Genomic DNA, 15,666 nt, shown 5'->3' on the forward strand with positions numbered 1-15,666 from the left:
GGCGCGTTCACACAGGGCCCGCCCCGGAGGAGGCCGTCGTCTCCAGATAGCGAGGCGAGGCCCAGCCGCGTCCGGAGAAGGCCGTGTCGACCGCGACGCGGACATCGTCGAGGACGTCCCGGTGCGCAAGGACGAGGATCGAGCCGCCGAAACCACCGCCGCACATCCGCGCGCCGCACGCCTGCGCCGCCAGCGCGGCGTCGACGGCAACGTCCGCCTGCGGCCAGGAGACCTCGTAGTCGTCGCGCAATGAGACGTGGCTAGCGGTCAGCAACGGCCCCAGCTCGGCGATCTCGCCTCTGCGGAGGAGATCGACGGCCGCCAAGACGCGGCGATTCTCCTGGACGACGTGCCTGACCCGACGGCGCATCACCGGATCCGGCAGCGATCCGGCCGCCTCCGGGTCGGTGACGTCCCGGAGCGACCCGACTCCCAGCGCACGCGCCGCCTCTTCACAACAGGACCGGCGGCTCGCATATTCGCCGTCGCCGAGCCGGTGCCCGGCGCGCGTGTCGACCACGAGCACGCGGTGGTCGCCGAGCCGTAGTGGCACATGGGTGGCGGCACCGGTGCGGCAGTCGAGCAGGAGCGCATGGTCCGCGCGGCACAGCAGCGAAGCCGACTGGTCGAGGATCCCGCACGGAACCCCGGCGTAGTCTTGCTCGGCCCGCTGCGCGATCCTCGCGAGTTCCTCGCCGCCGATGTCGAGCTCGTAGAGGCCGGCGAGGGCCACAGCGGTGGCGCATTCAAGAGCCGCGCTGGACGACACGCCCGCGCCCTGCGGAAGGTCGGAGGCGAACCGCAGAGTGGCGCCGCCGACCGGATGCCCAGCATCGCGCAGGCAGGCCGCGACACCGGCGACGTAGGCCGCCCATCCTGTAACGGCACCGGGGGTGAGAGCCGCCAGGTCAACGCGCTCCGTGCGCCCCAGGGAGTGCATCTCCAGGACGTCGTCATCGCGGCGGCAGCCAGTGACGGTGACACCCTGAGGCAAGGCGTAGGGCAGAACCAGACCGTCGTTGTAGTCGGTGTGCTCGCCGATCAGGTTGACCCTTCCAGGCGCGCGCCAGGACCCCGCCCTCGCGCCCCCCGCGCGACGTCGGGATCGCACCAGCCTCATGCCCGTCCCCGCACCCGGACGTTCCGCAGCCGCTCGGCAGCGGTCTCCGGGAGAACGTCGTTGATAAAGGCCCCCGCGCCCGACTCACTCGACGCCAGGAACTTCCACCGATCCGCGGACCTGCGGGTTGTGAAGACCTGAACGTAGAAGTGGGTGAGGTCGGTCTGGTGCAGCGGGGGCTGGTGCCAGCAGGCCATGTACGCGGTCTCGCCGTCGCCGAAGAGGTCTTCGAACCTGCTCAGGACGTCGCCGTACAGGTACATCAGCTCGGCGAGGCCCTCGTCGTCCAGGCCGGTCAGGTACGGCACGCACCCGCGCGGCGCGATGTGCACCTCGTACGGCCAGCGCGCCGCCTCGGGCACGAACGCCACGAAGCCCTCCGTCTCGGCGACGACGAGCGGGCCCGCCGCCTGGTCCGCGACGATCGGGCAGAGCAGGCAGCCGCCACCCGCGGCCCGGTGCGCGCGCGCCGCCCGCAGAACCGACGCCTGGACAGGCGGAAGATACGGATAGGCATAAATCTGGCCGTGCGGATGACTGAGCGTCGCACCCACCTGAGCCCCCCGGTTCTCGAAGACGAAAACCTGCTCCACACCCGGCACGGCAGACAGCGCAGCGGTGCGGTCGGCCCAGGCTCGCCCGATGGTGAACCGGCGCGCATCGGAGAGACCGGCAAAAGAACGATCGTGGTCGCTGGAGAACGACACCACCTCGCACCGGCCGCCGACCGGGCCGCCCAGCGACGGGAAGCGGTTCTCGAAGACCGCGACGTGATAGTCGCCGGCGGGAATCTCCGTCGGATGGCCGGGCCTGCTCGGGCACAGCGGGCAGTCGCCGCCCGCCGAGCTCACCGTCCGCGTCTGGCGATGGGCGGCGACCAGCACCGGCTCGCCGGTCAACCTGTCGTGCCGCAACTCCGCGCCGGGCGCGAACGCGTGCAGCGAACGCGTGTCGGGTGCCGTCCGGTCATGCCCGGGGCCGTCGTCGAAGTAGAACAACTGCCGCCCATCGGCCAGGACAACAGACGTCCGAACCGACCTCACTCCGATCACCCGGGTCATTTCATGCCGGAGAAGTTGAGGGACTGGACCAGCCGCTTGCCGAGGAAGAGCAGAAGAACGAGCACGGGGACGACCGAAATGACCGAACCGGCCATCAGCCCTGTCCAGTCCGGTGCCGTGTTCGGGGACTGCTGGAGGAACACGCCCAGCCCGACGGTCAGCACCCGGCTGCTCTCACCCTTGCCCACCAGCAGCGGCCACAGGTAGTCCTTCCAGCTCCACACGATGGTCGTCAGGCCGACGGTGATCAGCGGCCCGCGGCTCATCGGGAGGACGATCCGCCAGAACATCCCCCAGGGACCGATCCCCTCGAGCGTCGCGGCCTCCTCGACGTCCCTGGGGATCGACAGGAAGAACTGCCGCAGGAAGAAGACGGCGAAGGGCGTCATCAGCAGACTCGGCAGCGCCATGCCCTGCATCGTGTTGAGCATCCCGAGCTGCTTGACCAGGACGAAGTTCGGCAGCAGCGTGAAGATCGGCGGGACCATCAGCGCCGCCACCATGACCCCGAACGCCAGGTCGCGTCCCGGGAAGCGCAGCCGCGCGAAGGCGTACCCGGCCATCGCGCAGCAGAAGGTCTGCACCACCGCGATGAGACCGCTGTAGATCATCGAGTTCAGCGTGTACCGCAGGAAGTCGATCTGCGCGCCCGAGCCGCCCGCGGACCGCGCCCGCTGGGCGTCGACCAGCCCCAGCACGCGCCTGAAGTTGATCAGCGTCGGATGGTGCGGCCACAGGGACGTCGAGTCCCGATACAGGTCGGCCGCCGGCGTGAGCGCCGTCCTGACCATCCAGTAGAACGGAAAGATGGTGACGGCGAGCGCGAGGATGAGGACGGCCCAGGAGGTGCCTCGGCCCATACGGGAGAACAATCGGGGCTCCTAACCGAGGTCCGAGCGGGAAGCGCGCAGCAGTCGCATCTGAACGGCCGTCAGCAGGCCCAGAAGGACGACGAGGACCATCGCCACAGCGGCGGCGTAGCCCATATGGAAGTACGTGAAGGCCTGCTGGTAGATGTAGTAGTAGATGACGCGGGTCTCGGGGATCGGGGCCTTCCCTCCGTAGGCGACCGCGACGGTGTCGAAGATCTGGAACGAGCCGATCAGGGACACCACCAGCACGAGCGCCAGGATCGGGCGCAGCAGCGGCAGCGTGATCGAGCGGAACATGCGCGCCTCGCCGGCACCGTCGATCGCGGCGCTCTCGTACAGGTGCTGCGGGATCTGGAGCATCCCGGCGTAAAGAAGCAGAGCCGTGTAACCGGTGTAAGCCCAGCTGTTCACCAGCGCGACCAGCGGCATCGCCCAGGTCGGCGAGTTGAACGACAGGGTCGTGTCGATCCCGACGCCGCCGAGGATGTGGTTGACGAACCCGAGATCCGGATCCAGCAGCCAGGCCCACAGCAGCCCCACCGTCACGTTGGGCACCAGCCACGGCACCAGGAGCGCCGCCCGGAGCACGACCGACCGGGTGAGCCGGTGCATCAACGCGGCGAGGCCCAGCGCCAGGACGGTCTGGGAGGCGATGTTGACGACCACGTAGTAGGCGGTGACCTTGAGAGCGTTCCAGAACTGCGCGTCGTCGACGAGGTGCCGGTAGTTGTCAGCACCGACATACGACGGGTCGTTGAGCAGGCTGTAGTCGGTGAGCGAGTACCAGATGCCCCGGACCGTCGGATAGGCATAGAAGACCAGGAAGCCGACGATCACCGGCAGGAGGAACAGCCACCCGACCCGCCGGTCGTCCCGCCGCCTGCGCCGCTCTCGTCGACGACCCGCTGGCCTCACCCGCTGCCCAGTCCCGGCATCGAGCTGCGTTCCGACCGCTTGCATCCGCGCCCCTCCTCGGGAATCGCCGGGGCGATCCAACCGCCCACCATCGGCAATAATGATGCGGGCAAGTGAATATTTGTCAAGAGCTAATCGTAAATACGTCCCTGCTGGTCGGCCCACCGCTGGACCGCTCCGCCGCATGGCGACAGCTCCGCGACAACGCTCCCTCCATGCTCCACCCGCCGACCAGACGACATCGCCCCACTGCTCAGCTGCGCCCGACCCGGACCCCCCGAACGGGCCACCACTACCGCGCACGTCAGCCGATCGTCCGTCCGCCAGCCGGCGCAAGAACCCGGCTGAGGCTGGCCGTTAAGTCACGCTGCACGGCAGCGTCCGGCCCCGTGGCAGCCGCACTGCGATGTTGAGGCGAGGTGGGCGCCTGAAGTGGGGCCACGATATGGGCTCGTTGGACAGCCCGCCCCACGACACGGACGCTCAACAGTTGACGCTCACGAATGAGCGCTGATAGGGCCCCGAACGAAACAGAAGCCAATCGATCAAAACGCCGATTTCCCTATTTAAAAACCGGCCTTAAAATTGACGCTATCTGCTGTCGAGGCGGCAGAATCTGAACCCACGACCTCTTCATCCCGAACCCATGATCATGCACATACCTAGACGCGCGATCAACGCCGCTTCGCGGTAAAGTCCCAGGTAGATGACCTACCTCGTTACCAGTGAGTGATGGCCAGGATCACGCCGTCACACATAGTCCGGGGTCAAATGAGGGTCAGATGATCAAGCACGACGACATCCGGGGTCAACGGAGATCAGCCGGAACCTACGCAAGCAAGAAGGAAGCAGAAAAAGCATGGCAATGCGCCGAAGTGAAGGTCTCCGAAGGCAGAACGGGAGAACCCGCACGCGGAAGGCAGCGCTTCCAAGACTACGTCGAGAACACCTGGCTCCCGAACCATGAGATGGAGGCCAGCACGCGAGAGGGCTACACCTACACCATCTACAAGCACATCATGCCGGAGTTCGGCCGCATGCGGATGGTCGACATCCTCCCCGAGCACGTCCGCGCCTGGATCGCCAAGCTCAAGAAGCGGGGCATGAAACCCGTGACCATCCGCTGCACCAAAATCATCCTCAGTGCCATCTTCACCACGGCACTGGAAGACCAGGTCACCTTCCTCCACCCCTGCCGCGGAGTGAAGGCCCCGCCCGTCGTCCGCAAGCCGCTCAAGATCGTCACACCGGAGCAGTTCGACGACATCTACCACGCGCTCCCTGACGGAACCTTCCGCCTCCTCACCGAAACCGAGATCGAGAGCGGCCTTCGCTGGGGCGAGCTCAGTGAGCTGCGCCCGAAGGACCTCAACCTCAGGACGCGGATCCTCACGGTCAGCCGCACGGTGGTAGAGCTCAACCCGAAGTTCCACCCGGACGGCGGCCACTTCCTCGTGAAGGACTACCCGAAGGACAAGGAGTACCGCCGCTTCAAGCTCAGCGCCCAGATGGCAGAGAAGCTCGAAGACCACATCAGGACGGCGGGCCTAACCCGTGACGACCTCCTCTTCCAGATGCCGCCCCAGGACAAGCCCCGCGCCCGCATCACCGAGATCCCCGACCCGGCAACCCTCGGCCGCACCGAATCCAACGACAAGGGCCGCACCTAAAACCACGGCACCCTCAGCGCCTACACCACCGGCAGATGCCGCTGCGACTACTGCCGCGGAGCCTTCGCCCTCTACCGGGCCGCGCGCCGTGCCAAGGGCAAGGACAACCCGCGCCCCCTGCGCACGCGCATGACGGACGGCCACATCCCCAACGACTGGTTCCGCCGCAACATCTGGTACCCCGCCATCGCCGCCGCCGGCCTGGACTTCAGACCGACCATGCGCGACCTACGCCACGCCCACGCCTCCTGGCTCCTGAACGGCGGCGCCGACCTCCAGATAGTCAAAGAACGCCTCGGCCACGCCTCCATCGCCACCACCGAGCGCTACCTACACACCCTCCCCGACGCCGATGAGACAGCCCTCGAGGCCCTAGCCAGAACCCGCAGCCGCTCAACCACCCGATAGTAGCGAGAAAGGTCGGAACTCAGCCCTTCTCGCTCCACGCCCCAGCGAGGTGGAAAAGGCCGAGACTGCGATCACCGATATGTGCGCCTGACTGCCTCGGCGACCGGGTCGCGTTGCCTGGAGGCCGCTGAGCCGGATGGGACCACGCGCATGTTCGGGCCGAGCCTTACCAGGCATGGCGCCAGCGGAGTCGCCTCGGGGCTGTAACGGCCGCGATGTTCCCGGACTTCACTCGTCCTCACGACCATGCCAACTGGCATGCCAGTTGGCATGGTCGTGGTCTGAGGAGGTGAGACTCTCGACGGAGAGCTCGCGGAAATTGTCGGCGACCTTTGAACTCCGCCAACCGGATGTCCGGCCAGCCCGGCCCGTCCAGTCGCGTCTTCACCAGCCGGGCGGCCAGCCGCTTGTCATCCGGCGGCGCCGCCGTGCACCCTCAGCGTCCCCGATACGGATCTCGGCGGCGATTCCATTGCAATCCGTCGATCAACCGCCGCACCTCGTTGACCTGCGTGTTCGTCACAGAGCCATTCAAGTCGAACGGCGGTACCCGCCGAGCGTCGACATCCCGCGCAGCCAGGCATCCAAGCCGGCGACCGGCGCCACGCATCGATCGTCGGCTCGAACGAAATCTCACATCGTCAGCCAGGCCTCACTACGCTGGCAGAGTGACAAGCCTGAGCGATGCCGAACTGGATGCCCTGGTAGAGCAGGCCATCGTCGATGCTTATGACGAGCACGAGCAGCACTCCGCGTTCCATTGCCTGCTGGAAGAGCATTTGATCACGCCTTTCGAGACCACCGTTCTGGGCGTCGAGGTGACCGTCACGAAGATTGATGTCTCGCCTGGTGGTGAGATCGTTGGGATCTGCGCCCGCGGCAAGCACCGGCAGGCCATCGGGGTTCTGGACCTGCCGCTTCCTACGCCACGCCCGGCGGGCGCCGAGTGGATCGACGCCTACCGACTCTGGGCTCGCTGACGACGAACAAAGATGAGCGAATACCAGTACTACGAGTTCCTGGCCGTCGACCAGCCCTTGGACGAGCGGCAGCAGGCCGAAGTCCGCGCACTGTCCACCCGGGCACGGATCACCGCCACCAGCTTCACCAACGAATACCACTGGGGCGACTTCCGGGGCAGCCCGCGGACGATGATGCGGCGCTATTACGACGCCCACCTGTACGTGACCAACTGGGGAACCCGCGAGGTGATGCTCCGCCTTCCCCGCACGCTGCTCCCCCTCAAGGTCGCTGAGCGGTACTGCATCGACCCCTATGTCACCGCCGAGGTTTCCGGCAAGCACCTCATCCTCGACCTGACCAGCGAGGAGGAGGGCGGCGACTGGATCGAGGGCGCCGACGGCTCCCTTTCGGCGATCATCGGAGTCCGCACTGAACTGGCCGCCGGGGACCTGCGCCCGCTCTACCTCGGCTGGCTCGCGGCCTACGGAACCTGGGAACGCGACGAGGACGCCTTCGACCCGGACGAGGACGACGAACTCGAGCCGCCGGTGCCCGCAGGGCTGCGTTCCCTCACCGCCCCCCAGCGCGCCCTGGCCGACTTCCTTCGCCTCGACTCCGACCTGCTCCGGGTCGCCGCCCAGACGAGCCCGCCATTGACCGAGACCGAGGGCGACACCGCCCGGCTCGCCAAGTGGATCGACGAGCTACCCCCGAAGGAGGGGAAGGCTCTCCTCCTCCGGGTCGCGCAGGGTCAGGGGCCCCAGGCTCAGATGGAGCTGCTCCGCAGATTCCGCGGCGGATCCGACGCCGCGGGAGATGACCGTCCCCGGCGCACGGTGGCCGAGCTGCTGGACACCGCCGCCGCACTCCGCCACGAGCGCGAACACAAAGCCGAGGCGACACGTGCGGAGCAGGAGGCCCGCCGCGAGCAACAGCGCGCTGCGGCCCGCGAGAAGCGACTCGACGCCATCGCCCGCGACCCGGAGATCACCTGGGCACGCGTCGATGAACTGATCGACGCCCGCAAACCCTCCGACTACGACGTGGCCGTCGAACTCCTCAAGGACCTGCGGACCATCGCCGACCGCGCCGGCATCCCCCAGGAGTTCACCGCACGGCTCACGCACCTGCGCCAAAAGCACCACCGCAAAACGAGCCTCCTCGCCCGCTTCGACCGCGCCGCCCCTTTCACGGCTCCGTCGTGACGTCGGTCGTAGCTTTCGTAGCTAGTAGCTCTGACTACGCCAAGCTCGTACGGCGCACGTCTTGGGGACAAGCAGGGGTCGACGCGTTCCTGGTGACCATCGAGGGCGCGGGAAGGGAGCCTCGGGTAAGGTGCCGCGCCGGCTCGGACAGGCCTTTACCTGCTTCTGGCAGGGGCATCTCGCCGATAGGTATCCGGAAGGTTCGACAGTGGAGCGGCTGGGGTGAGCGTCATACGAGAGGATCGTCGACTGGCTACTGACCGGTTCTACGCCATACTCGATGAGCTGACCGAGCGGCTCGGCGGACCGAGGCTGCTCAAGGATTGCACCCAGGCCGACGGGTGGCCCCAGTACGGCGTGGAGTTCTTCCTCGAAGACGGCCAGGTACGAGCCGGGGAGAACCGGCTTCGGGTCGTGCGCGTGGGCAGCCATGCGTTGAGGGCCACATCGCAGGCAACCTTCTGGACCAGGCTCACCCAACACCGAGGTCCAGTGAGCGGCAGCAAAGTAGGTGTGGGCAATCACCGCGGCTCAATCTTCCGGCAGCACGTCGGCAGCGCGTTGCTGCAGACAGGCCAATGGTCGGCCGAGGTGGAGATGTCCTGGGGCCAGAGGAAGGTGAGCCCTGCGCAGCGAGAAGCCGAGTACCCGCTTGAGCGAGCTGTAAGCGAGCGCATCGGCGCTATGCCGCTACTTTGGCTCGAAGTGCCCGAACGCGAACAACGCATATTCATACGAGCCAACTCGATCGCCCTCCTCTCCCGTTGCACTGGCGGAACCCGCCCGATCAGCCCCGGCTGGCTCGGCCTGGACGCGAGAAACGAGAATGTTCGCAGATCCGGCCTATGGAATAGCGAGCACGTGGATGATCCCTACGACCCTGCTTTCCTGGATGTCATGGAAGCTCGTCTAAGACTCCAGTCGTAGGTTTCTACGTGGCCTGGTCTTCGGGCTGGCGCTCTCCCGTTGGCAGAAACTCAGGTGGCCTGAGTGAGTGATGCGGGTAGGGTTGGGCAGTGCCCGAGTTGATGCGGCTGAATGCCGGTCATGCTCCGGCGGTCCTGGCTTTCGAGCTGGCGAACCGCGCTTACTTCGCCGCCTCGGTCTCCGACCGTGGTGAGGAGTATTTCGAGCAGTTCGCCGACCGGCACAGTGCCCTGCTGGCCGAGCAGGAGGCCGGCATCGGCGCCTTCTACGTGCTTGTCGCCGAGGACGGCTCGGTTCTGGGCCGGTTCAACCTTTACCGCTTCAGGACGGCACTGCCGAACTCGGATACCGGGTTGCGCAGCACGTTGCAGGCCGAGGCGTGGCGACCGCGACTGTCCGGGAGCTGTGCCGGCTGGCGGCGGCGCGGCACGGACTGCGGAGATTGCGGGCGGCCACCGCCCGCGAGAATGCTGCATCACAGCGGGTACAGATCAAGGCTGGATTCGTCTCGGCCGACCCGGCCGACCCGGGCGGTAAGCCGGGCACGTGGTATCAGTGCGACCTGGTGTTCCGCTCATTGGCCGTGATCCTTATGAAGGTGGTGAGGACGGTCGTCTCGGGGCGGCCGTCGCCAGCGTGCGGTGTTGGGGTTGGTCGGGGTCTGCTGCCGGGCGAAGTAGTCGGCCAGGTCAGGGGGCCAGGCGGGGCACTCTGTAGGGCGCACCGACCTCGCGGAGCGAAAGGATCGCAAGGTAGCCGACGGCCACGCTCATTCGGGCGCGGCGGGTGAGGTGCCGATGGGCACGCCGTCGCGGGCGAAACGGAGGAACTCCTCGATGACGGCGCCGCGGGCTCCGCCGTGGCAGGCTGACCATCGCGCACTACTTGGCATGCGAGCATGGCCAGAAGGTGGTGTCCCGCTGGTCATGGCTGGTCAGTGTGGAGGCTCTTCCGATTCCGGCCGTCCAAGGCGGAGAGAGCTTCAACGGCCTGGCTCAGGGCCGAAGCGGCAGAGCACCGTCTCCACGCTTTGAGGGCATTGACGCCTCCGCACCGTCATCGACAGGGCAAACGTTGCCTGATCTGGCACTAGCCGATCCGCCCGATCATGAGATATGCCAGAGCTGGCTTTCGGCCGCGGTTGACACCGGGAGCGCACATGGAACCGGCTGCGCTTACAGGTACAGTCCGTGCTGCGCAGATCGTCGTCCAGAACGTTCCGGAGGTGGGCACTGGGAGGGCGAGCAGCGTCATCACTTCGACGGTCGGCGGGCGGCGAGTTCCTGCTGGTAGTGCGACAGCGGGCCGGTCTCCCGTTGCCCATGGCCTCGTCCTCCCGGTAATGGATCAACGCTCGGGCTGGAATCTCGGTCACCTTTGACTCGATGCGCTACTGCAATGACAAGAGGTGACAACCAGATGGAGAGTCGGTAATCTGCCGCCCTATGCCTACTTGATCACGGTTTCGCATGCTTGGGGGTCCAGTGGAGCGCGGCCTGGCAGATCTCGATGAGCTATTGACGCAGACCCGGCGGACGCTGGAGCAGATGCGGTCGGCTTCAGCCCGGCCAGGTGACGCAGAGACCATCACGAGCACGGCTGAGACGGTTGATGGTCGTGTTCGCGCGACCGTCGTCTCTGGAGGCCGGATCGAGTCCCTGGAACTGGATCCGCGAGCTCTGCGCTCAGGTGCGGAGGAGTTGGCCGCCCAGATCGTGCAGGTGGTGAACGCCGCCCTTGAGGAGCTGCGGACCCAGGCTGGAAGCGGTGGGCCGGAGGGCGACGTCGATACGCACGCCTTGGCAGCGCGGCTGGGTGAGTTGCAGGCCGATTCGGCGCGGGGGATGGCGGTGTTCTCCCAGGGGATCGCCGAGACCGTGGCCCGGATCCAATCTGCGGCGGGTGAGCGGCGTGACTGAGGAGATAGTCGTCCGATCGGGGACGCTGCGGAGCGCCGGGTCGGATCTGCACGCGGCGGCCCAGGCGCTGGATTCGGCCTGGCAGGAGTTTCAGGGGGACGCGTCGAACCTCGAGTACGGGGAAACCGACATGGTCGGGTCGCTGATCGGCGCGTCGTACCAGGTGGCGCTGCAGTGGGCACACAAGTCCTACAACTCCGCGGCCAAGGCGTTCGCCGACTTCGGGGACGCCATCCATTCGATGGCCGATCGCTACGACGATTCCGAGCAGCGGATCGAGGATGCGACGAAGCAGGTCGGGCGGAGTGTTTAGCCGATGGGAATGACGCTGCCCGGAGAGTTGGAACGGCTGCTCAACGACCTGGGGTTCAACTGGCCGGAGATCGACGAGCAGCGGCTGTTCGAACTCGGCTCGTCCTGGACGTCATACGGGTCGAAGCTCCAGCAGATCAGCACTGACGCCGAGCGGGCCGCCCAGGAGGTGTGGACGGGCAACTCCGGCGGCGACATCGACGCGTTCAAGTCCCGCTGGGAGCACCAGCACTCCCCCTCGGCCGTGCTCAAGGACGGCGCGACGGCCGCGCACGTCCTGGGCGCGATGCTGCTGGTGTGCGCGGCCGTGGTGCTGGCATTGAAGATCAACGTGATCGTGCAGCTGACGATTCTGCTGATGGAGATCCTCGAGGCGCTGGCGACCGCGCCGGAGACGTTCGGCGGGTCGCTGCTGGAGATCCCGGTGTTCAAGGAGATCCAGCAGCGCATCATCGGCGCGATCGTCAACGAGGCGATCAACACGCTGCTCGGGGCCGGTTGATGGCGCCGGGAGGCGGGAAGGCCGCCAGCATCATCACCAAGTCCGTCGAGCGTCTGCTGGACCGCGAGGCCGTGACGGTCACCGAGCGCACCGTCGTCAAGGACGCGGAGAAGACCGCGGCCCGGACCGCGGAGAAGGACGCGGGCCGCGCAGCCGAACGCACCGCCGGACGGGACGCGGGTACGGCGGCCCGCGAGGGGACGCCGGGCCGGCCTCCAGCCGACCGGACGGTGGGCGGCGACCCGATCGACGTGGCCTCGGGTGAGGTACTGCTCCCGCAGACCGACGCGGTGCTGCCGGGGGTGCTTCCGCTGGTGTTCGAGCGCATCCATCTGTCGACATACCGGCAGGGAAGGTTGTTCGGGGTCTCCTGGGCGTCCACCCTTGACCAGCATCTAGAGGTGCATCAGGACGGCGTGTGGCTGACCTTGGCGGACGGCACGATCGCCGCCTACCCGCTCCCGCCGACGCCCGGGACGCCGGTCGCGCCGCTGAACGGGCCCGTCCGGCCGCTGACTCTAGGCGCCGATGGCGGGTACACGGTCGAGGACCCGCAGAGGGACCGGTTCCTGTACTTTCCTCCGCCGGGCGACGTCTTCGGAGCACGGCGCCCGATCGGCGCGATCAGTGACCGCAGCGGCAACCGGATCGACTTCGACCACGACGACGCCGGTGACCTGGTGGAGGTGCGGCACTCCGGGGGCTATCGGGTCGCGGTGGAGGGCGACGGTACCGGCGCGAGCCGGCGCGTGACCGCTCTGCTTCTGCGCGCCGGTGACGGTGACCTCCCGCTGATGCGATATCGCTACGACCCCGCCGGGCGCCTCACCGAGATCATCAACTCGTCCGGCCTGCCGCAGACCTTCACCTATGACGCCACAAGCAGGATGACGGGTTGGCGGGACCGCAACGGCAACGAGTACCGCTACGCCTATGACGATCGGGGCCGGGCGGTGCGCGGGTCCGGCACCGGCGGCTTCCTCGACACCTGGCTGCAGTATGACGAGAACCAGACGGTGCTGACCGACTCGCTCGGCCGACGGACCACCTACCGATTCGATGAACGCGGCCGGATCGTGTCCGAGCGCGACCCGCTCGGCCGCGTCACGCTCTCGGCATGGGATGAGCGCGGCAACCTCCTCACTCGCACCGACCCCCTCGGCCGCACTTTCCGGTATCGGCATAACGAGTTCGGCGATGTGACCGACATTGAACGGCCTGACGGAACCCGGATCCGCGTCGAGTACAACGACCACCATCTACCCGCACGGGTGTCATGTGCGGACGGCACCGAATGGGCCTACGACTACGACCCAGCGGGTCTCCTCGTCGCCGAGACCGACCCGTCTGGCGCCACGATCCGCTACACCCGGGACGCGCACGGCGCGCTCACCGGCCTCACCGATCCGCTCGGGTTCACCACCCGCATCGAGAACAATGCCGTCGGCCTGCCGGTCGGCATCACCGGCCCTTCCGGGGAGCTCACCCGGTACCAGCGCGACGCCCTCGGCCGGCTGGTCACCCACACCGACGCCATCGGTGGCCAGACCCGTTACGGCTGGACGCTCGAAGGGCTGCCCACCAGCCGGGTCGACCCGCTCGGACTCGCCGAGTCCTGGGAATACGACGCGGAGGGCAACCAGACCGCCTATACCGACCAGCTCGGCCAGGTGGTCCGCACCGAGTACGGCCCGTTCGACCACCCGCTCCGACAGATCGGCCCGGACGGTTCGACGGTCGCGCTGACCTACGACACCGAATTGCAGGTCGTCGCCGTCACCAACCCCGCCGGCGCGCGCTGGACCTACGGCTACGATTCCGCCGGGAACATCGTTTCCGAGACCGACGTCAACGGCCGCATGCTCCGCTACTCCCACGACGCCGGGAACCAGCTGATCACGCGGGTCAACGGCGCGGGCGAGGCGACCGAGTTCCAGAGGGACCTGCTCGGGCGGGTGGTGGCGCAGCGTTCGGCGGCCGGGACGAGCACCTACGCCTACGACCCCAACGGACGGATGATCCGCGCCACCAACGCCCACTCCGAGGTGGTGTTCGAGCGTGACCCACTCGGCCGGGTCGTGGCCGAGACCTGCGACGGACGCACGGTGCGGACGGACTTCGACCCCCTCGGCCGCCGGGTGCGCCGCCGCACGCCGTCCAGCTGGGAGGCGGTGTGGGCCTACGATCCGTCCGGTCGCCTCACCGCTCTGATGGCGGGGGGCCGACGGCTCGACTTCGGCTATGACGCCCTGGGCCGGGAAACGCGGCGGCGGCTGGGCGACGCCGTGGCGCTCGACCAGCAGTACGACGCCGCGGGACGGCTGACGTCCCAGGCGCTCTGGGGTGCACCGACCCCGCAGACCGGTCCTGACGCCAGGCTGCTCCAGCACCGCACGCACGCCTACAGGGAGGACGGAAGCCCGACCGCCGTCAACGATCGCCGGGGCGGGCAACGGAGTGCCCAGATCGATGGACACCGCCGGATCACCTCCGTTCACAGCGCGGCCGGCGTGGAGCAGTACGGGTATGACCTGGCCGGCAATGTGACGGCGGCGACCTGGCCCAGCCCTGCCGCAGGTCTCCCGCCAGGGGCGCCCCCTGACGACACGGCGGCCGTGCAAGGCGACCGCGTCTTCACCGGGACGCTGCTGCGGCGTGCGGGCAGGACGCAGTATCAGCATGACCAACAGGGGCGCCTGGTCGTCCGGCGGCAGATCACATTGTCAGGAGCCCACCGAGACTGGCGCTACTTCTGGGACCCCGACGACCGGCTCGTAGCGCTCGTCACCCCGGACGGGGCGCATTGGCGTTACCGTTACGACGCGCTCGGCCGTCGCATCGCCAAGGAACGGGTTACCGCCGACAGTCAGACCGTCCTGGAACGGACGTTGTTCACATGGGACGGTCCGGTTCTCGTCGAGCAGCAACGCGACGACACGGTGACGACTTGGGCCCATGAGCCGGGAAGCCTCGTCCCCTTGCTGCAGGACGTCCACTCACCCGACAGCACCAACGCGCGCTTTTACGCCATCGTCGCCGACCTTGTCGGCGCGCCCGCCGAATTGGTGACGCCCGGCGGCGAGGTCGTCTCCGCCGACGGCAGTTCGATCTGGGGCGCGGACACCGCTCTGGGAGCGGGCACCGTATCGCTCAAGGGAGCCGGCGCCGGCGCGCCATGCCCGCTGCGCTTCCCGGGCCAGTATTACGACGACGAATCCGGGTTCCACTACAACTATCACCGCTACTACGACCCGGACACGGCTCGCTACATCAGCGCCGATCCCATCGGCCTGGCGGGAGGTCCCAACCCGCACGCCTACGTGCCCAACCCCTGGCGATGGGCCGACCCCTTCGGGCTCGCCCCCGACTACAGCGGGCTGAGCCAGGAGGCGAAACAGGCGATGAACAAACTGGAGAACGTCGCCGACGATCCTCTCGGCAAGATCAACCGCCAGACCGACCACAACCACTTCAAGGCCGCGAGACTCGAGTCCCAGGGTGTTGTGGTGGCGCGCAAACCGGTCACGAACGTTCCGTACAGCCACATCCACGACCTCCAGCAGTCCCGCAACGCGCTGCAGAACAACATCATCCCCGCACTGGACCGTGAGATCTCCCGACTCGAACGCAGGCTGCCCGACGACCTCACTCACGAGGCGCTCACCAACCTGTTCAACCAGCACGAACGTGCCAACAAGCTGTTCCACAACGTCAACGGCTTCCTGCACAGCATCGGATACCCGCCGAGTGCGCCCATGCACCACTGGCCGCCCGGCGCGTAGGAGAATCGGC

Annotated in this window: 13 protein-coding genes and 1 pseudogene; 10 read left to right on the forward strand and 4 right to left on the reverse strand. The window is 67.5% G+C overall.

The annotated features are described in order from the left end of the window. Positions 1 to 7 precede the first annotated feature (7 nt). Genes galK through ABD296_RS07375 form a run of 4 tightly spaced genes read right to left on the reverse strand, consistent with a single transcriptional unit; the run spans position 8 to position 4,013 of the window. Positions 8 to 1,120, reverse strand: a complete 1,113-nt coding sequence (gene galK / locus ABD296_RS07360; RefSeq protein WP_344262867.1) for a galactokinase — start codon at positions 1,118 to 1,120, stop codon at positions 8 to 10. Then, positions 1,117 to 2,181, reverse strand: coding sequence for a galactose-1-phosphate uridylyltransferase (galT, locus tag ABD296_RS07365; protein WP_344262869.1), 1,065 nt, complete (start codon positions 2,179 to 2,181; stop codon positions 1,117 to 1,119). The genes galK and galT overlap by 4 nt, the downstream gene beginning before the upstream one ends. Beyond that, on the reverse strand, positions 2,178 to 3,041 hold the full coding sequence (locus ABD296_RS07370; RefSeq protein ID WP_344262871.1) for a carbohydrate ABC transporter permease: 864 nt from the start codon (positions 3,039 to 3,041) through the stop codon (positions 2,178 to 2,180). The genes galT and ABD296_RS07370 overlap by 4 nt, the downstream gene beginning before the upstream one ends. Positions 3,042 to 3,062: 21 nt before the next feature. Beyond that, positions 3,063 to 4,013 carry a carbohydrate ABC transporter permease gene (locus tag ABD296_RS07375; RefSeq protein WP_344262873.1) on the reverse strand — a complete coding sequence of 317 codons (951 nt, stop codon included), beginning with the start codon at positions 4,011 to 4,013 and terminating at the stop codon, positions 3,063 to 3,065. Between the two features lie 737 nt (positions 4,014 to 4,750). On the opposite strand from ABD296_RS07375, the gene ABD296_RS07380 reads away from it, so the two are divergent. The 10 genes and pseudogenes from ABD296_RS07380 (at position 4,751) to ABD296_RS07425 (ending at position 15,656) form a co-directional block, all read left to right on the forward strand. Beyond that, the gene (locus tag ABD296_RS07380; protein WP_344262875.1) at positions 4,751 to 5,638 is read left to right on the forward strand and encodes a tyrosine-type recombinase/integrase; all 888 of its coding nucleotides are present in this window, start codon (positions 4,751 to 4,753) and stop codon (positions 5,636 to 5,638) included. A gap of 129 nt (positions 5,639 to 5,767) precedes the next feature. Beyond that, positions 5,768 to 6,046 (forward strand): tyrosine-type recombinase/integrase, encoded by a 279-nt coding sequence (locus ABD296_RS07385; protein WP_344262877.1) that lies wholly within the window; start codon positions 5,768 to 5,770, stop codon positions 6,044 to 6,046. A gap of 668 nt (positions 6,047 to 6,714) precedes the next feature. Further along, positions 6,715 to 7,026 carry a calcium-binding protein gene (locus ABD296_RS07390; protein ID WP_344262879.1) on the forward strand — a complete coding sequence of 104 codons (312 nt, stop codon included), beginning with the start codon at positions 6,715 to 6,717 and terminating at the stop codon, positions 7,024 to 7,026. Between the two features lie 12 nt (positions 7,027 to 7,038). Beyond that, the gene (locus ABD296_RS07395; protein ID WP_344262881.1) at positions 7,039 to 8,214 is read left to right on the forward strand and encodes a coiled-coil domain-containing protein; all 1,176 of its coding nucleotides are present in this window, start codon (positions 7,039 to 7,041) and stop codon (positions 8,212 to 8,214) included. Between the two features lie 222 nt (positions 8,215 to 8,436). Continuing rightward, positions 8,437 to 9,141 (forward strand): hypothetical protein, encoded by a 705-nt coding sequence (locus tag ABD296_RS07400; protein ID WP_344262883.1) that lies wholly within the window; start codon positions 8,437 to 8,439, stop codon positions 9,139 to 9,141. Between the two features lie 346 nt (positions 9,142 to 9,487). Beyond that, positions 9,488 to 9,931: pseudogene (locus ABD296_RS50510) on the forward strand (GNAT family N-acetyltransferase); the annotation flags it as partial. A 694-nt stretch (positions 9,932 to 10,625) separates the two neighbouring features. Next, positions 10,626 to 11,060: a YbaB/EbfC family nucleoid-associated protein gene (locus tag ABD296_RS07410; RefSeq protein ID WP_344262887.1), complete on the forward strand. Its 435-nt coding sequence runs from the start codon at positions 10,626 to 10,628 to the stop codon at positions 11,058 to 11,060. Then, positions 11,053 to 11,373 (forward strand): type VII secretion target, encoded by a 321-nt coding sequence (locus ABD296_RS07415; RefSeq protein ID WP_344262889.1) that lies wholly within the window; start codon positions 11,053 to 11,055, stop codon positions 11,371 to 11,373. Before ABD296_RS07410 ends, ABD296_RS07415 begins: the two co-directional genes overlap by 8 nt. Positions 11,374 to 11,382: 9 nt before the next feature. Beyond that, positions 11,383 to 11,874 (forward strand): WXG100-like domain-containing protein, encoded by a 492-nt coding sequence (locus ABD296_RS07420; protein WP_344262891.1) that lies wholly within the window; start codon positions 11,383 to 11,385, stop codon positions 11,872 to 11,874. After that, entirely contained in the window at positions 11,874 to 15,656 is a 3,783-nt protein-coding gene (locus tag ABD296_RS07425) for a polymorphic toxin type 28 domain-containing protein (RefSeq protein ID WP_344262893.1), read from the forward strand. Before ABD296_RS07420 ends, ABD296_RS07425 begins: the two co-directional genes overlap by 1 nt. Positions 15,657 to 15,666 lie beyond the last annotated feature (10 nt).

The sequence above is a fragment of the Actinomadura napierensis genome (assembly GCF_039529375.1).
In the GTDB taxonomy this organism is placed as follows: Bacteria; Actinomycetota; Actinomycetes; order Streptosporangiales; family Streptosporangiaceae; genus Spirillospora; species Spirillospora napierensis.

Bases quoted from the DNA above. Each gene is read 5' to 3' on its own strand.
- ABD296_RS07375 (WP_344262873.1), bottom strand. From the start codon at position 4,013: ATGCAAGCGGTCGGAACGCAGCTCGATGCCGGGACTGGGCAGCGGGTG.
- ABD296_RS07370 (WP_344262871.1), bottom strand. From the start codon at position 3,041: ATGGGCCGAGGCACCTCCTGGGCCGTCCTCATCCTCGCGCTCGCCGTC.
- ABD296_RS07420 (WP_344262891.1), top strand. From the start codon at position 11,383: ATGACGCTGCCCGGAGAGTTGGAACGGCTGCTCAACGACCTGGGGTTC.
- ABD296_RS07385 (WP_344262877.1), top strand. From the start codon at position 5,768: ATGACGGACGGCCACATCCCCAACGACTGGTTCCGCCGCAACATCTGG.
- ABD296_RS07395 (WP_344262881.1), top strand. From the start codon at position 7,039: ATGAGCGAATACCAGTACTACGAGTTCCTGGCCGTCGACCAGCCCTTG.
- galK (WP_344262867.1), bottom strand. From the start codon at position 1,120: ATGAGGCTGGTGCGATCCCGACGTCGCGCGGGGGGCGCGAGGGCGGGG.
- ABD296_RS07380 (WP_344262875.1), top strand. From the start codon at position 4,751: ATGATCAAGCACGACGACATCCGGGGTCAACGGAGATCAGCCGGAACC.
- ABD296_RS07425 (WP_344262893.1), top strand. From the start codon at position 11,874: ATGGCGCCGGGAGGCGGGAAGGCCGCCAGCATCATCACCAAGTCCGTC.
- galT (WP_344262869.1), bottom strand. From the start codon at position 2,181: ATGACCCGGGTGATCGGAGTGAGGTCGGTTCGGACGTCTGTTGTCCTG.